Origin of the sequence: Shimia sp. (genome assembly GCF_022448905.1) — a bacterium.
GTDB lineage: Bacteria > Pseudomonadota > Alphaproteobacteria > Rhodobacterales > Rhodobacteraceae > Shimia.
This window is the reverse complement of record NZ_JAKVCW010000009.1, coordinates 64,484-80,872: the sequence shown is the minus strand read 5'-3', so window position 1 is coordinate 80,872 and position 16,389 is coordinate 64,484. Positions and strand designations below refer to the sequence as shown.

Genomic DNA, 16,389 nt, shown 5'->3' with positions numbered 1-16,389 from the left:
TGCTGTGAGAGTGAGTCTCAAGGCCGAAGCGGTTCAATTGCTGCGATGCAGCGGTCGAACACTGTGTTTGCACAAAAAACTAGCATTCCGGGCGGCGCGGGTCGAAAACTTGGTCATCAAAGAAGCGGTCTGGGCCCAGAATCAGGGTGCCGGAGTCCGTCGCCGCCGATGTTGGTGAACTCAGCGCGCCTTCGAGCTTCTCAGACGCAGCAGGCAGGTCTGCGCCTAGTGGGCCGAGGTGGCGGCGGTAGAGATCAGAGCGGAAAACGGCGGCGGCTTTGGCGGCAGATTGCGCCCGGTCCAAGCCAAAGCGCGCGGCCATGCGCGCGCCGATCCAGGCGCCCTGACTTTTCCAGGGGAAGGTGGCGGCGCCGTCAAAAAACTCCATCATGCGTGGCACAGTGCGGGACTTGCCGCGCGCGTTGATCAGCAGATTGCCAGTCAGGGCGCGTTCGGTGATTTCGGTAGAAACACCGAGGTATTCCGGCCAGCTCAGGATTTCAGAGGCGGTGGCGCGTTTGTCTACGCGCCCCAACCAGCGACCCGCTTTCCAGACTGCACGCATAAGGCGGCCTGTGAGGTCATCTTCGGACGCGGCCCAGTCGCGGCGCACGGCGAGAACTTTTTCCGGGGCGAATTGCCAAATCGCGGCGCCGGGTAAGAGCAGGCTGCCGCCGCCTTGTTCCACGGTGATCGAGCCCCAAGGTTCGCCGACGCAGAAGGCGTCCACTTCGCCCGCGGTGATGGCATCGGCCATCAGAAGCGGCGGGATGGTGCGTAGGTCGAGCGACTTGGCGACGTTGAGGCCGGAGGCCGACAGCCAGTAATGCAACAGTTCCGCGTGCATTGAAAACGGGAAAGGCACGCCGATGCGCAGTGGCTTGTTGAGGGCCGCGAGGGCTTTGCCCGCCGCTTGAGCGTCGAGAAAATCGGGAGTGGCACCGAGAGAGGCGATCTCATCGGCCAGAGCGTTGGAGATGCCTATCACATTGCCATTTATGGACAAAACGCTAAGGGCATCGAGCTGGGTGGGCAGGCCGCCAAGCCCCAGCGCCATGGCCACTGGCACCGGGGAGAGCATGTGGGCGGCTTCGATTTGGCCCAAAATGAGCCGATCCCGCAGAGTGGACCAGCTGGGCGCGCTTTGCAGGTTCAGCGCGAGGCCTTCCTCTTCGGCAAAGCCCAATTCGCGGGCGATGATCAGCGGGGCGGCATCGACCAGCGGCATGAAGCCCACGGAGAGTGGCAGAGTTCTCATGACAGCAGCTCCGAAGCGGTGACCAATGCCTGCGCGACGTCGGCGATCTTTTTGTTCTGGCTCATCGCGGTTTTGCGGATGAGGGCGTAGGCTTCGTCCTCAGACATGTTGCGGGCGCGCATGAGAATACCTTTGGCGCGGTCGAGGATCTTGCGTTCCTCCAGCGCGCGTTTGGTGGCCTGAAGTTCCGAGCGCATGCGGGAGAACATGTGGAAGCGAGCGATGGCCGCATCCAGCACAGGTTTTATGCGGTCCGGGTGCATGCCGTCGACGACATAGGCCGACACACCGGCTTCGATCGCCGCCTTTGTGAGGCCATCGTCGGACCGATCAACAAACATGGCGACGGGGCGTTCGAGCGGCGAAGAGGCCAGCGTGAGCGCGTCGATGGCATCGCGGCTGGGATTGGCGACGTCAACCAGCACGAGGTCCGGATTGAGTTCGGCAACGGAACGGGCGAGGCCTGTGGATTCCGACAGCACACGAATGTGGTGGTCGCCCGTTGCGATCAAGCTGTCGATGATGGCATCGGCGCGGGTCTTGTCGGGTTCGACAATCAGGATGGTGAGCTTGGCGGTCACGGCTCTTTGGGCTCCGCTGGCTGGTAACGCGCCAAGCTAACGCTGCGCTGCGGCGAAGGGCCAGAGAGAGGGGGGATAGATGCCGTGGCGCAACCGCCCGAAGTGCTGAAACTTTGGGCGGTTGCGGTTGCAGTGCTTGATTGTGAAGCGATTTAGATACAGCGCCCGCCGTCGACTTCCATCAGGGTGCCGGTGATCATGCTGGCTTCGTCAGAGCAGAGGAAGGCGGCGGCGTTGCCCATGTCTTCGGGTTGGGAGAAGCGGCCCAACGGAATGGTCGACAGAAATTTGGCGCGGATTTCCGGGGTGTCTTCGCCCATGAAGGAGGCCAGGAGCGGGGTTTCACCGGCGACCGGGTTGATGGCGTTGACGCGAATGCCGTGGGGGGCGAGTTCGACAGCCATGGCTTTGGTCGCCGTGTTCACCCAGCCTTTGGAGGCGTTGTACCAGTTGAGGTTGGGACGCGGGGAGAGGCCCGCGGTGGAGGAAACGTTGAGGATGGCGCCGGTTTGACGGGACTTCATGTGTGGTACCAGAGCTTGGGCAATCAGGTAGATGGATTTGCAGTTCACGGCAAAGACGCGGTCAAAATCGCTCTCAGTGACGGTTTCCATGGGCGCGGGCAGGTGGGTGACCCCGGCGTTGTTGACGATGATGTCGATGTGGCCCCAAGCGGAGAGAGCGGTGTCAATCATGGACTGCACGCTTGCGGCGTCGGCCACGTCGACGGTGCAGGGGGTGGCATCCTCATGCTCGGCGGCTTTGGTCGCGGCCATGTCGCCGTTGATGTCGGCGACGAGCACCTTGGCGCCCTCGGCGAGGAATTTGTCGACGATGCCCGCGCCAAAGCCCTGAGCGCCGCCGGTGATGATGGCTGTTTTGTTTTGAAGACGCATTGCGATGGTCCTTATTTGCGCCCGCGGAAGCCTCCGGCGGGGATATTTGTAGACAGTGAATGTTAGCCGTGCAGGGCGGCGACGGTTTTGAGTTGGCTGAAGTGGAACAGGGCCTCAAAGCCTTTTTCGCGCCCGTGGCCGGAGTGGCCGGTGCCGCCGAAGGGCAGTTCCACACCGCCACCAGCGCCATAGTTGTTGAGGAAGACCTGACCAGCTTTCAGCGATTTGGCGAGGCGCATTTGGCGCGCGCCGTTTTGACTCCAGACAGAAGCGACAAGGCCGTATTTGGTGCCGTTGGCGATGGCGAGCGCTTCTTCCTCGCTGTCAAACGGGATCAGCGCTTGGACTGGGCCGAAGATTTCGTCTTGGGCCAGCGTGTGGTTTGGCGGTACATCGGCAAAAAGGGTTGGTGCAACATAATGGCCGGGGGCATCGGTGACGATTTGGCCCTGGGCGGCGGTGTTCAGGTCAGCGCCTTTGGCAAGGAAGCCGGAGACAATTTCTTTTTGACGGCCAGAGATCAGCGGACCAAGTGTGGCGTCCTCGAGCGCGGGAGCGACGCGCATCTCGGCATAGGCGGCGGCCATGCGGCTGGTGACTTCGTCATAGACCGAGCGCTCTACAAGGATACGCGATGAGGCGGAGCAAGTTTGGCCCGCGTTCTGGATACCTGCATTGACCAAGAATGGCAGCGCGGCGTCGAGATCAGCGTCTGCAAACACAAGTTGCGGGCTTTTGCCGCCGAGTTCCAGCGTGACAGGCACGACGTTTTGCGCAGCGGCGGTTTGCACCAAGCGGCCAGTGTTCACCGAGCCGGTGAAAGATATGTGTTGGATGTCGGAATGGCCCGCAAGGGCGGCGCCGGCCTCGGCACCAAGGCCGGGCACCACGTTGAGGGCACCGGCGGGCAGGCCGGCCTGTTGGGCAAGTTCGGCAAAGGCCAACGCGGTTAGGCAGGCTTCTTCCGCCGGTTTCAGGACACAGGCGTTGCCCATGGCAAGCGCCGCGCCAACGGAGCGGCCAATGATCTGCATCGGGTAGTTCCACGGCACGATGTGGCCGGTCACGCCAAAGGGCTCGCGCAGGGTGTAGACGGTGTAGCCATCCATGTAGGGAATGGTTTCGCCATGCACCTTGTCGGCCGCGCCACCGTAAAACTCCATATAGCGGGCCAGCGCGATCACGTCGTTGCGGGCCTGGGTCAGGGGTTTGCCGACATCCAAAGCTTCGAGTTTTGCCAGTGTGTCGGTGTGTTCCAGAACCAGTTGTCCGATGCGGGTGAGGATGCGGCCGCGTTCGACAGCGGTGGCGCGGCCCCAATCGCCCGCGCGGGCGGCATGGGCGGCGGCCACAGCGGCGTCGATGTCCGCGGATGTGCCTCGCGCGATGGTTGCCAAATGGGTGCCGTCCGACGGGTTGGTTAACTCCAGTGTTTCGCCAGAGGCAGCAGGTTGCCAGTTGCCACCAATCAGGCATTTGGATGGGTCAAAAAACAGATCAGGCAGAGTCATGGGATGTCTCGGTTTGGGAGGTCAGCGCGGCCAGATCCGGCAGGACCGGCGCGGCGTTGATCAGGGCTTGGGTGTAGGGGTGTTGTGGCGCGGTGAAGACCTTTTCGGTCTCGCCTTGCTCGACAATCTCGCCGTTTTGCATGACCAACACACGGTCGGTCACGGAGCGCACGACGGAGAGATCGTGGGATATAAACAGATAAGCCAGGTTGTGGCGGCGTGACAGCTCGGCAATCAGGTCGAGGATCTGTGCGCGGATGGAGACGTCCAGCGCAGAGACCGCTTCGTCAAAGATGATCAGCTCGGGTTTGGTGATCAGAGCGCGGGCGATGGCGATGCGTTGCCGTTGTCCGCCGGAGAACTCGTGGATGTATTTTTGCGAGTCTGAGGGCTGCAAACCGACGTCGGTGAGCACATCAGAGATGACTTGTGTGAGTGCGTCGCCTGTTGGCGGCGTGTCTACCAGATGGAAAGGCTCGGTCAGGATACAGGCCACCCGATGGCGTGGGTTAAAGCTGCTATAGGGGTCCTGGAACACCACTTGCGTTTTGATGCGGGAGGTTGCGGGCATGTCGGGGCCAACCGGCGCGCCAAAGGCGGTGATGCTGCCGTCTTGCAAGGGCTCAAGGCCCAAGATGGCCCGTGTTAGGGTCGATTTTCCACAGCCGGACTCGCCCACCAGCCCAACCCGTTCGCCGTGGTGAATGTCAAAGCTGACGCCTTTTACTGCGCGGTGGTAGGCGCGGGGGGCAAAGAGTTGGGTGCGCGGCAGGGCGTAGTCTCGCACGGCGTCGCGCACAGATAAGATGGCGGGGGTGCCGTCTTTGGCGCTGGGCAAATCCACCTGATGACCGGAGGCCTTAAACAGGGCTTTGGTGTAGGGATGCTGCATGTTGGCGAGCAGGTGTTTGGTGTCGCCCTGCTCGACCACTTCGCCTTTGCGCATGACGACGATGCGATCCGCCATGTCGGCCACAACGGCGAGGTCGTGGGTGATCATCAACAGACCCATGTCGTATTCTGCGACGAGGTCTTTGAGCAGGTCGAGGATCTTGGCCTGTGTGGTGACGTCGAGCGCGGTGGTGGGTTCATCCGCGATCAGCAGGCGCGGGCGGCGGGCGATGGCCATGGCGATGACCACGCGCTGGCGTTGGCCACCGGAAAGCTCATGCGGGTAGCGCGACAGTGGGAAACGGTCTTGGGGCAGGCCCACGCGGGTGAGCATGGCGGCGGCTTGGGCTTCGGCCTCGGCTTTGGGCATGACGGCGTGCATGCGGATGGTTTCGACCACTTGCTGTCCAATGGTGTGCAGCGGGTTGAGCGCGGTCATCGGTTCTTGAAACACCATGCCGATGCAGTTGCCACGCATGGCGCAGAGGGATTTTTCTGACTGCGCGGTGAGCTCTTCATCGCGCAGCATGATGTGGCCGGTGGTCTGGGCGCTGTCGGGCAAAAGCTGCATCACCGCGAGCGCTGTCATGGATTTTCCGGAGCCGCTTTCGCCGGTGACGGCCAAGATTTCGCCCGGCGCGATGGAGAAGGTCACGTCTTTCAGGATCGGTAGAGGGCCGATGGAGAGGGACAGGTTTTGGACGGAGAGCAGGCTCATGTGCGCATCACCCAGATTTTGGGGTCAAGGTGATCGCGTAGGCCGTCGCCCAGCAGGTTGAGGCCCAAGACCGACGCGATGATGGCGAGGCCGGGTATCAGAGCAAGGTGCGGCGCGAAGGAGACCATGGTTTGGGCGTCGGCCAGCATGCGGCCCCATGAGGGCGTCGGGGGCTGCGCGCCAAGGCCCACGTAGCTGAGGCCCGCTTCGGCGAGGATGCCGAGGGAGAACTGGATGGTGCCTTGTACGATCAGGAGGTTGGCAACGTTGGGCAGGATGTGTTCGGCCGAGATGCGGGCGCGGGATTTGCCAGCCACACGCGCGGCGAGGATGAAGTCGCGTTGCCAGAGCGGCAGGGCGCCGGCGCGGGTGAGGCGGGCGAAGACCGGGATGTTGAAGATGCCAATCGCGAGGATGGCGTTGACGGCACCTGGGCCGAGGATGGCGGTGATCAGGATGGCGATCACGAGGCTGGGGAAAGCAAAGATCAGGTCATTGCCGCGCATGATCAATTCATCCAGCCAACTGCCGGAGTTGGCGGCGGCCCAGAGGCCTAGGGGCACACCGAGACCCATGCCGATGCCGACGGCCACCAGCGCAACGGCAAGCGAGGTGCGGGCGCCGACCATGATCATTGAGAAGATGTCCCGGCCAAAGTGGTCGGTGCCAAACCAATGGGTGGCGCTGGGTTTTTGCAGTTTGTTGGGGATGTCCATTTGCGTGATATCAAATGGGGTCCAGAGGAAGCTGATTAGAGCTGCGGCGACCACGCAGAGGCAGAGCAGACCGCCTAGGAGGATGTTGCGCGACAGGCTCATGTGCGAGACCTCAGGCGGGGGTCGACGGCGGCATAGGCGAGGTCGACAAGGAAGGTCACGAGGATCACCAGAAACACAAGCAGCATGACCACGCTTTCCACCACGATCAGATCGCGGGCGGAGATGGATTGGAAGATCAGGCGGCCAAGGCCGGGCAGGAAGAAGACCTGTTCGATGATGATGGCGCCGGCGAGCAGGAATGAGAATTGCATGCCGATGATGGTCAGCACGGGGATCATGGCGTTGCGCAGGCCATGGCGCATCAAGGCTTGGCGGCGGGTCAGGCCTTTGGCGCGGGCGGTGCGCATGAAGTCTTCGCCCAGCACATCCAACAGGGCAGAGCGCATGACGCGGGCGAGGATAGCGGATTGCGGCAAGGCCAGTGCGATGGCGGGCAGGGTCAGCGATTTCATGGCGGCGGCGGCGCCTTTGTCCCAACCGGCAAAACCGCCGGCAGAGAACCAGCGCAGGTTGATGGCGAAGATCAGCACCAGCATCATGGCGAACCAGAAGTTCGGCACCGCGATGCCCAGTTGAGTGGCACCCATGACGGCCATGTCACCGGGTTTGCCACGACGGGAGGCAGCGTAGATGCCTGCCGGGAAGGCGATTAGGGTGGAGAGCGTGAGCGCGTAGAGGGCCAGAGGCAGGGAGACCCAAATGCGGTCGCCAATCATCTCGGTCACGGGGGTGCTATAGGTGTAGGAGGTGCCAAAATCCCCTTGCAACATGCCGCCGACCCAGACGAGGTAGCGCTCCAGTTTGGAGACATCCAGCCCCAGTTCACTGCGCAGGGCGGCAATGGTGTCCGGTTGGGCGTTGAGGCCAAGCATAAAGCTGGCAGGGTCGCCGGGTACCACTTCGATCACGAAGAAGATCACCAGCGAGGCCACCACGAGGCTAAGGCCCAGAGACAGGGCGCGTTTGAGAGTGTAGCGGAGCATGGGCCGTCAGGTTGGGGGCTTGAGGTAGTCGTCGTCGGAAACGTGTTCGAGCCATGTGGCACCGGAGCCGTCTTCGACCTGTTGGATGGCCATGTGGGACATGGCGGTGTCGGGTGTGGCGCCGTGCCAATGCTCGACGCCGGGTTCGATCCAGATGCTGTCGCCGGGGCGGATGGTGCGCGGGGCTTCGCCGCGCAGCGCAATCAGGCCAACGCCAGAGAGCACATGCAGGATTTGGCCCACGGGATGGGTGTGCCATGCGGTGCGCGCGCCGGGTTCAAAGGTGACGCGGGCGGCAAAAACTTGAGAAGGGGGGCGGCTTTCTGTGATCAGATCCATGCGCACGTCGCCGGTGAAATACTCTGATGGTGCTTTGCGGCTGGGCAGGGTGCCTGCGGGGATATGCTCGATCATGGCAGCGGCTTTCGATTGGATTTGCGCCGGAGCCACATGATGTGGCCCCAGCGCGGGGGGTGTTACTCTGACCAGCTTACGGCGGTCAGGTCGGTGGCTTGGGTTGGCGCGTTGAGCCAGAGGCCCTGCACACCAGCTTTCGCTACGGTTGGGAACGCCAGCTGGAACAAGTAACCATTGACATAGTCTTCGGCGATCATGGTCTGCGCGACTTTGCGCAGGGCGGTGCGCTCTGCCGGGATGGTGGCTTTGTTCAAGGTTTCCATGATCTGCTGGAACTGCGGATTGTCATACTGGAAGTAATAATCCGGGCGGCCGTAGATGCCGATGTCGTTGGGTTCGGTGTGGCTGACAATGGTCAGGCCAAAGTCCTTGCCGCGGAAGACCTGCTCCAGCCACTGCGCCCACTCCAGATTGGAGATTTCGGTGTTGATGCCAACGGCACGCAGTTGCGCGGCGATGATTTCGCCACCACGGCGGGCATAAGAGGGCGGCGGCAGTTTCAACGTGGTGGTGAAGCCATCGGGATAGCCTGCTTCGGCAAGCAGTTTCTTAGACTGTTCGGGATCATAGGCTGAGTTGCCGGTCAGGTCGACGTAGTCCGGGTGATGCGGAGCAAAGTGCGTGCCAATTGGTGTGCCGAGGCCAAACATCGCGCCATCAATGATGGCCTGACGGTCAATTGCGTGGGCGATGGCCTTGCGCACTTTCACGTCATCCAGTGGCGGCATCTTGTTGTTGGTCGACAGGATGGTCTCGCCTTCGGAGTTGCCAACCAGCACTTGGAAACGTGGATCGGCTTCAAACTGCGGCAGCGCCTCTGGGGTTGGGAAGCCTGCAAAGACGTCAATGTCTTCGGCCATCATTGCGGCCATGGCGGCTGTGGGATCGGAGATGAATTTGAAGGTCACATCGGTGAGTGTCGCAGGCGTGCCCCAGTAGGCGTCGTTGCGGGTGAGCGTGATCTTGTCGCCTTGTACCCAATCCGCAAACTTGAACGCGCCTGTACCGATGGGGGTGGTCTTGATGTTGTCGATGCTTTCGGACGCGACAATCACGGCGTCGCCCCAGGCCATGTTGAACAGGAAGTCGCCATTGGGGCCATCAAGCGTGACTTTGACGGTCAGCGGATCGACCACGGTCACTTCGGTGATGCCGGCAAAGAGCGCTTTTTGCGCGTTGGCGCTGTCTTCTGCGCGGGCGCGGTCCAGCGAGAATTTCACATCCTCGCCGTCCATGGCGGAGCCGTCGTGGAAGGTCACGCCGTCGTGCAGCATGAAGGTGTAGGTCAGGCCGTCTTCAGAAATTTCCCAGCTTTTGGCGAGGCCGGGGATGATCGAGCCGTCGGAGGCAAAACGAGTGAGACCTTCAAAGACATTGGCATAAAGCACACTGTCAATCGCGCCAGCGGCGGCAGAGGTTGGGTCCAGATGCGGCGGCTCCAGTTGCATGGCAACAGTGATGTCGGTTTGCGCGGCTTGTGCGGCCAGTGTCCCTGCAATCAGTGCAGCGGCGCTGGCACTGGCCAGTCGTGACGTGAAAAATGTCATTGTGTCTCTCTCCCTTAACTGTTTGCTTTTTATGATTATTGGGCCTTAAGCCGAGTTCTTGTCTTGTGGTAGCAGCAGCTGAGTCAGGCTGTGGGCCATAACCTTGGCGCTGTCGATCATGTCGTCGATGCCGATGTATTCGTCAGGCTTGTGGGCCATCTCCAGAATACCCGGCCCGTAGGCGATACAGTTGCTGAGCTTGCCGATGCGATCAATATGTTTCTGGTCGTAAGTGCCGGGACTTGCGACATAATCCGGGGTCTTCCCCAAAATGTCCTGAATGGCGCGGTCCACGGTGGTCACTACGGGGGCTTTGCGGTCGGTCATCGATGGGGCGACGTGGTTGAGCTCGCGCATGTCATAGCGGAAGTTCTCGCGCTGGGCGGAGAGGTCATCCAGCAGGGACCGGACTTCGCCTTCGACCTGGGCGTGGTTTTCCTCGGCCAGATAGCGGCGGTCGATCACGATGCGGCAGCTGTCCGGCACGCAGTGGGCGGGCAATCCGTCGAAGTCTTCGGCCTGTTCGGCCTGGCCGCCGTGGATCGAGTTGATGTTCATGGTGGAGCTGCGCGCGCCTTCGGGCACCACCGGCATATCTGTACGCCGCGCGGCCATGGCGGGATAGAGGTCGCTCTCAAACTTGTCGATCACCGCGCCCATGTGGCGCACGGCGCAGTCACCCAGAAATGGCATGGAGCCATGAGCAATTTCGCCAAAGGTCTCGATCTCGGCCCACCAGCCGCCGCGATGGCCGAGGCAGATGCGGTCTTTGTGCAGGGGTTCCGGGATAATCACGTGTTGCACGCGTTCGGGGGCAAAAAAGCCCTGTTCCGCCAGATAGGCCACGCCGCCGTAGCCGCCGGATTCTTCGTCCGCCGTGCCGGAGATTTCGATGCTGCCGTGGAAGTCAGGGAATTCGGCGATGAAGGCTTCGGCGGCGATGATCGACGCGGCAAGGCCGCCTTTCATATCACAGGCCCCGCGGCCGTAGATTTTGCCGTCACTGATCTCGCCGCCAAAGGGATCAAAGGTCCAACCGTGGCCCACTTCGACCACATCGGTGTGGCTGTTGAAATGTACACATTCGCCAGGGTGGTGGCCGGATTTATGGGCGATGATGTTCCAGCGGGGGTATTTGTCGCTGTCGCCCGGAGCGCCGTGGGCGCGGACCAGTTGGGTGTCAAAGCCGTGGCGGGTCAGGCGGGTGTCGAGATAATCGCAGATGTCGCGGTAACACTCGCCCGGTGGGTTTAGTGTGGGGATGCGGATCAGGTCCTGGGTTAGCTGCACCAGCTCGTCGCGCATGGACTCGATGCGGATCATCAGGCGGTCGGTGTCGATGGGCATAGTGGCGGGCCTCTTGCGCAGTGCGGCGGTTTTTGTGGGGCCTGCGACGGAACGTTTTTGCAAATCGTGCGGACACAGGTGTGGTCAGAGTGGCGCGGAGGCGGTTACGGTATCAATACCGTAGGATTACGGTTAGGGGGACGTAAATGGATTGGGATCAGCTTGCGTTTGAGGCCGCGCCTGTGGGCATTGTAATGGCTGAACAGCGGGTTATTCGCGCATGCAATCAGGGGTTTGCGCGGTTGGTGGGCTATGAGAAAGAGGCCTTGGTGGGGCAGTCCTTTCGCCTGCTGTATGACAGCACAGAAGAGTTTGAGCAGGTGCGGGACATTGGGTTGAAACCGTTGATGCAGGACCACGCCTATAGTGATGAGCGCATGGTGCGGCGGCGGGATGGCGGGCAGGTATGGTGCCGATTTCGTGCGCAGACGCTGACGCCGGATGATCCACTGGCGCGGCTGGTGATGACATTTGCCGCCATTCACGAAGGGCCGCCGGTGTCGCTTACGGCGCGGGAGCGGCAGGTGGTGGGCGGCTTGGGGCGCGGGCTGACCAGCAAGGAGATTGCGCGCGAGTTGGGGATGTCGCCACGGACCATTGAGGATGTGCGCGCACGGCTGCACAAACGGTTCCAAGTGAAGAATGCCACCGAGCTGTTGGCGCGGTTGACGATTGGATGAGGATTTAGCGTGCGTCTACCAGATGGGTATCAGGAGCGGGTGTATACGCCGCAACAGGCGCGCAGCATGGAGGCGGTGTGGCGCCATGAGGAGCCGCGCGCAGGGCGCAGTTTGATCCTGCCGGATGGGCGCTGTGATGTGATTGTACGGTTTAATGCGGACCCAACCGTGGTGCCACGGTTGGTGGTGACCGGACCTGCGACGCAGCCTTATTGGGTGGAATTTGAGGCCGGGGATCGGTGGATTGGCGTGCGGTTGCGTCCGGAGCGGGGCGGTGTGCTTTGGGGCGACGCTTTGGCGCACGCGAAAAATCAGGTGGCCTTGGAGGATGAGGCGGAGGCATTGGTGCCGGAACCGGCGGGGCTTTGCGTGGCAGGCGTATCGGCAAAGGACTTGCGACAAGCTTTAGTGCGTTTTGTGGAAGGTAGGCCCTTGTCGCCGGAGGGGTATCGAGTGGGGGAGACCGTGCGTCGATTGCACCTGACGGGCGGGCGGTTTTCTGTGACGGAGCTGGCGGCGCGAGCAGGGTGCTCGACGCGGCATTTGAACCGGATGTTTGCAGGCACGGTGGGGCTTTCGGTGAAAACCTACGCATCGTTGGTACAGTTTCATCGGGCGTTGCGCTTGGTGTGTGAGGCAGGCGGGTCGCTGTCGGACGCGGCGTTTGAGGCGGGCTATGCGGATCAGGCGCATATGACGCGGGCCATGCGGCGGTTTGGCGGGTTTGTGCCGTCAGCCATTCCCGAGGGCTTGATCCGGCCGGATGTGTCCGGCGGTCTGTGGGGAAACCGCGCGGCTCAAGAAGGCGATGTCCGATTTCTTCAAGCGCATTGATGTTGGGGGGCTTAGGTCTAGGCCAACCAATGTGAGGTGTTTGATATGAAGCTTGGATACACAATTATTTATGTGAAGAACGTGCCGGAGACGGTGGTGTTTTATGAGACGGCCTTTGGCCTGACCCAGCGGTTTATGCATGAAAGCACGCTTTATGCGGAGATGGAGACCGGGGACACGGTGCTGTCGTTTTCCGCCGAGGAGGTGATTGAGCTGGATGGCTTGGCCTTTGCGCCCAATGAGAAGAGTGCCATTCCGGCGGGGTGGGAGATTTGCTTTATCACTGAGGACGTACCTGCGGCATTTGAGAAGGCGCTGGCGGCGGGGTGTTCACCAGTGAGCAAGCCGCATGAGGTGCCTTGGGGGCAGACGATTTCCTATGTGCGGGATCTCAACGGCTGTTTGGTGGAAATTGCCACGCCGATGAAACTGGAGGGCTGAGATGGACGGGACCACGCAAGCTGCCATCATAGACGCCTTGGAGGAAATGGTGGCCGAAGTGGCGCCAGAGCTTCACGGGCGCCGCATGTATGGCGGGCAGATGTTGGAGCGCGAGGCCGGTGTCGCAGCCACCGCGGTAGGGGGATATTTCGGCTACAAGCCGCATGTGTCCTTTGAGTTCTCTCATGGGGCGCGGTTGAGCGATCCAGATGGAATGCTTGAAGGCGGTGGCAAGGCGCGGCGGCATCTGAAACTGCGCAGTGTGGCGGACATCGAGGCGAAGGGCTGTGCGGGTTTTCTCGCGCAGGCGGTGGCATTGGGGTGATTTTGTCCGGCGGATTGCGCCCAAGACACAGGCATCGTTCTTTGTGGAAGCTTTGCGCGCGATTTTGAGTAACATTCTTTCCGGACTCTCTTGCATTCCCCTCTTTTGGATGGCACCCGTTCTGTCCAGACACGCAAGCGGCGCGATGGGGCGCCCAAGCCATCCGCAGGAGTGCATAAGATGCCTGATCTTCGTTCCAAAACCTCGACCTTCGGCCGCCGTATGGCCGCCGCCCGTGCGCTATGGCGTGCGACAGGTATGAAAACCGAGGACTTTGGCAAGCCGATTGTGGCGGTGGTCAACTCCTTCACCGAGTTTGTGCCCGGTCACGTGCACCTCAAAGACATGGGCCAGTTGGTGGCGCGTGAGATTGAGAAAGCCGGTGGTGTGGCCAAAGAGATGAACACCATTGCGGTGGATGATGGCATTGCCATGGGCCACGATGGGATGCTCTATTCGCTGCCGTCGCGCGAAGTGATTGCCGACTCGGTGGAGTATATGGCGAACGCGCATTGTGCGGACGCGTTGGTGTGTATTTCCAACTGTGACAAGATCACACCCGGCATGTTGATGGCGGCGATGCGCCTGAACATTCCGGCGATCTTTGTGTCCGGTGGCCCGATGGAAGCCGGTAAGGTGATCCTGAAGGACGGGGAGCACAAGGCGGACCTGGTGACCGCCATTGTCGGCGCGACCGATGAAGACCGCAGCCAGGAGGAAGTGGACAAGCTGGAACGGTCTGCGTGTCCAACCTGTGGCTCTTGTTCCGGGATGTTCACTGCAAACTCGATGAACTGTCTGGCGGAAGCGCTGGGTCTGGCGCTGCCGGGCAACGGTTCGCTGTTGGCGACACACTCTAAGCGTCGTGGGCTGTTTGAAGAAGCCGGTCACAAGATCATTGAGCTGTGTGAGCGCTGGTACAAAGAGGGTGATGAGACCGCACTGCCGCGTGGCATTGCGACCTTCAAAGCCTTTGAAAACGCGATGGCGCTCGATATTGCCATGGGTGGCTCCACGAACACCGTTCTGCACCTGCTTGCGATTGCCCATGAGGGTGGCGTGAATTTCACCATGGCCGACATGGACCGTCTGAGCCGTGAGATTCCGCACTTGAGCAAAGTGGCGCCTTCAACACCGAAGTACCACATGGAAGATGTGCACCGCGCTGGCGGGATTGCGCGGATCATGGGCGAGCTGGAACGCGAAGGCAAAATCCACCGCGATTGCGCGACCGTGCATGAGCGCACCATGGGTGAATTCATCGACAAGTGGGATGTGCGCCGCGAGAGCGCTGGCAATGAAGCGCGCGATCTGTTCATTGCGGCGCCGGGAGGTGTGCGCACGACGCAGGCCTTTAGCCAGTCACGGATGTATACTGAGCTGGATCTGGATATTGAAGACGGCTGCGTGCGCGACTTCGCGAATGCCTATTCCCAGGAAGGTGGCCTGTGCGTGCTGTTTGGCAACATCGCGGAGCAGGGTTGCATCCTGAAAACCGCCGGTGTGATCAAAGAGATGTATGAGTTCGAGGGCACCGCGAAGGTGTTTGAGAGCATGGAAGACGCGATGCACGGCATTCTGCAGAATGAGGTGAAACCCTATTCTGTGGTGGTGATCCGCTATGAAGGCCCCAAGGGCGGGCCGGGCATGCAGGAGATGCTCTACCCAACCGCTTATCTGAAATCCAAGAAGCTCGACACCACCTGTGCGCTGCTGACCGATGGGCGGTTCTCTGGCGGGACCGCGGGTTTGTCGATTGGCCACGCCTCGCCGGAAGCGGCTGAGAAAGGTGTGATTGGTCTGGTGGAAGATGGCGACAAGATCAAAATCTCCGTGCCAAACCGGACCATTCATCTGGATGTGAGTGACGAAGAGCTTCAGCGCCGGCGTGACAACCACCCGCAGGCGGATAAGAAGTTCTGGAAAGCCGAAGGGCGGCCGCGGGCGGTGTCCAAAGCGCTGAAAGTCTATGCGGCGCATGTGTCCAACGCCTCGCTAGGCGCGGTGCGGATGCTGGACGAAGACGACGAATAAGCCAGTCGCTTGGTATGAGATTAAGACGGGGTCGCAGGGGCGGCCTCGTTTTTGTTTGTGGCGATGTTGGAATGAGGGGCCAGCCCCTCCGGCGCGCTGCGCCTCCTCCCCGAGATATTTGGGGAATGAGAAAGCGAACTAAGACGCGTCTTGTGCGATTTGCACAACGGCGTCGCCGCGTTTGACTTGGGTCAGGTGGCGTTTGGCCAGGACGATGCCTTCGTAAGGCGAGGTCACGGGGATTGGCGCGCGCCAGGGGGTGGCGGGGTCGTGGATCAGGGCGATAGTGTCGCCTTTTGTGACCGGATTGCCGATGTCTTTGAGGAGTTCCAACAGGCCGCTGTCATAGGCAAAGACAGAGCATTGGGCGTTTAGCGCGCGGGTGCCGCGTGGGGCGCCTGGTTCATAGGCGGGGAGCATTTGGAGTGCGTGCAGGATACGTTGCAGGCCGCGTTCGGTGTCTGCCAAGATGTCGGGTGTGATGGTGCCGCCGCCGCCAAGTTCGGCCATGACGTTGATCACGCCTTTGCGGTTAGCTGCGCCCATGGCGGTGCGTGCGGTGGAGGATTTGCCGCCGCCGCCGGTGAAGACCCATGCGTAAGGCAGGTCAAATGCGTCCGAGAGCAGGTTGAGACCGGCTTCTTCTTCGGGAGTGTGGGCGGGGCCGCGCAAGAGGGTGGCGGGGTAGTGCAGCGAGGTGCCGCCGGAGTGCAGGTCGACGGTGTAGTCACACATGGGCAGCAAGACCTCTTCGACGTAGTGCGCGATCATTTGGGTGGGTGTGCCTGCTGGGTCACCTGGGAAGGACCGGTTGAGGTTGCCGTTGTCGATGGGGGAGGTGCGGGTGCCGGCCTCGGCGGCGGGGGCATTGGCCGTGGGGAGCAGGATCAGGCGACCTTGGATGTCTTTTTCTTCAAGGCTCTGGATCAGTTTTGTGACGGCGATCTGGCCTTCGTATTCGTCGCCGTGGTTGCCTGCGGAAATGAGTAGCGTCGGGCCAGTGCCGTTTTGGATCACGCAGATCGGGATCGGGAGCCAGCCGTAGGCGGAGGAGGTCACCGAATGCGGCACACGCAGGAAGCCGGTGTGTTTGCCGTCTTGGTCAAAAGGGACTTCGGAGGTGATGAGGGAATTGGCCATAAGATGT

16 protein-coding genes are annotated in these 16,389 nt (G+C 61.3%); 5 read left to right on the top strand and 11 right to left on the bottom strand.

Going from position 1 to position 16,389, the window contains the following annotated elements; translation table 11 throughout:
• Window positions 1–79 precede the first annotated feature (79 nt).
• The 10 genes from MK208_RS12355 to MK208_RS12310 all read right to left on the bottom strand — a co-directional run bounded on the left by MK208_RS12355 (window position 80) and on the right by MK208_RS12310 (window position 10,928).
• Window positions 80–1,258: an ABC transporter substrate-binding protein gene (locus tag MK208_RS12355; protein ID WP_294116930.1), complete on the bottom strand. Its 1,179-nt coding sequence runs from the start codon at window positions 1,256–1,258 to the stop codon at window positions 80–82.
• Window positions 1,255–1,839: an ANTAR domain-containing protein gene (locus MK208_RS12350; RefSeq protein ID WP_294116927.1), complete on the bottom strand. Its 585-nt coding sequence runs from the start codon at window positions 1,837–1,839 to the stop codon at window positions 1,255–1,257. Before MK208_RS12350 ends, MK208_RS12355 begins: the two co-directional genes overlap by 4 nt.
• A 152-nt stretch (window positions 1,840–1,991) precedes the next feature.
• A complete protein-coding gene (locus tag MK208_RS12345) occupies window positions 1,992–2,735 on the bottom strand; it encodes an SDR family oxidoreductase (RefSeq protein WP_294116925.1) in 744 nt (247 codons plus the stop codon).
• Between the two features lie 62 nt (window positions 2,736–2,797).
• The gene (locus MK208_RS12340; RefSeq protein WP_294116924.1) at window positions 2,798–4,246 is read right to left on the bottom strand and encodes an aldehyde dehydrogenase family protein; all 1,449 of its coding nucleotides are present in this window, start codon (window positions 4,244–4,246) and stop codon (window positions 2,798–2,800) included.
• Window positions 4,233–5,855, bottom strand: a complete 1,623-nt coding sequence (locus MK208_RS12335; RefSeq protein WP_294116922.1) for a dipeptide ABC transporter ATP-binding protein — start codon at window positions 5,853–5,855, stop codon at window positions 4,233–4,235. Before MK208_RS12335 ends, MK208_RS12340 begins: the two co-directional genes overlap by 14 nt.
• Entirely contained in the window at window positions 5,852–6,667 is an 816-nt protein-coding gene (locus tag MK208_RS12330) for an ABC transporter permease (RefSeq protein WP_294117173.1), read from the bottom strand. The genes MK208_RS12335 and MK208_RS12330 overlap by 4 nt, the downstream gene beginning before the upstream one ends.
• Window positions 6,668–6,669: 2 nt before the next feature.
• Window positions 6,670–7,617, bottom strand: coding sequence for an ABC transporter permease (locus MK208_RS12325; RefSeq protein ID WP_294116921.1), 948 nt, complete (start codon window positions 7,615–7,617; stop codon window positions 6,670–6,672).
• A 6-nt stretch (window positions 7,618–7,623) separates the two neighbouring features.
• Complete coding sequence (locus tag MK208_RS12320) at window positions 7,624–8,031, bottom strand: cupin domain-containing protein (RefSeq protein ID WP_294116920.1); 408 nt, start codon at window positions 8,029–8,031, stop codon at window positions 7,624–7,626.
• Between the two features lie 62 nt (window positions 8,032–8,093).
• The gene (locus MK208_RS12315) at window positions 8,094–9,581 is read right to left on the bottom strand and encodes an ABC transporter substrate-binding protein (RefSeq protein WP_294116917.1); all 1,488 of its coding nucleotides are present in this window, start codon (window positions 9,579–9,581) and stop codon (window positions 8,094–8,096) included.
• A gap of 45 nt (window positions 9,582–9,626) precedes the next feature.
• Window positions 9,627–10,928 (bottom strand): acetylornithine deacetylase/succinyl-diaminopimelate desuccinylase family protein, encoded by a 1,302-nt coding sequence (locus tag MK208_RS12310; protein ID WP_294116914.1) that lies wholly within the window; start codon window positions 10,926–10,928, stop codon window positions 9,627–9,629.
• 146 nt (window positions 10,929–11,074) lie between these two features.
• Between MK208_RS12310 and MK208_RS12305 the strand changes: the two genes are divergently transcribed.
• The 5 genes from MK208_RS12305 to ilvD all read left to right on the top strand — a co-directional run bounded on the left by MK208_RS12305 (window position 11,075) and on the right by ilvD (window position 15,242).
• Window positions 11,075–11,608: a LuxR C-terminal-related transcriptional regulator gene (locus MK208_RS12305; RefSeq protein WP_294116912.1), complete on the top strand. Its 534-nt coding sequence runs from the start codon at window positions 11,075–11,077 to the stop codon at window positions 11,606–11,608.
• A gap of 9 nt (window positions 11,609–11,617) precedes the next feature.
• Entirely contained in the window at window positions 11,618–12,442 is an 825-nt protein-coding gene (locus MK208_RS12300) for an AraC family transcriptional regulator (protein ID WP_294116910.1), read from the top strand.
• A 45-nt stretch (window positions 12,443–12,487) separates the two neighbouring features.
• Window positions 12,488–12,883, top strand: a complete 396-nt coding sequence (locus MK208_RS12295; RefSeq protein WP_294116908.1) for a VOC family protein — start codon at window positions 12,488–12,490, stop codon at window positions 12,881–12,883.
• A 1-nt stretch (window position 12,884) separates the two neighbouring features.
• Window positions 12,885–13,208 carry a DUF1801 domain-containing protein gene (locus MK208_RS12290; protein WP_294116906.1) on the top strand — a complete coding sequence of 108 codons (324 nt, stop codon included), beginning with the start codon at window positions 12,885–12,887 and terminating at the stop codon, window positions 13,206–13,208.
• Window positions 13,209–13,388: 180 nt separating this feature from the next.
• Window positions 13,389–15,242: a dihydroxy-acid dehydratase gene (ilvD, locus tag MK208_RS12285; protein ID WP_294116903.1), complete on the top strand. Its 1,854-nt coding sequence runs from the start codon at window positions 13,389–13,391 to the stop codon at window positions 15,240–15,242.
• Between the two features lie 138 nt (window positions 15,243–15,380).
• Here ilvD and MK208_RS12280 read toward each other — a convergent pair whose 3' ends face one another.
• Window positions 15,381–16,382, bottom strand: coding sequence for a succinylglutamate desuccinylase/aspartoacylase family protein (locus MK208_RS12280; RefSeq protein WP_294116901.1), 1,002 nt, complete (start codon window positions 16,380–16,382; stop codon window positions 15,381–15,383).
• Window positions 16,383–16,389 lie beyond the last annotated feature (7 nt).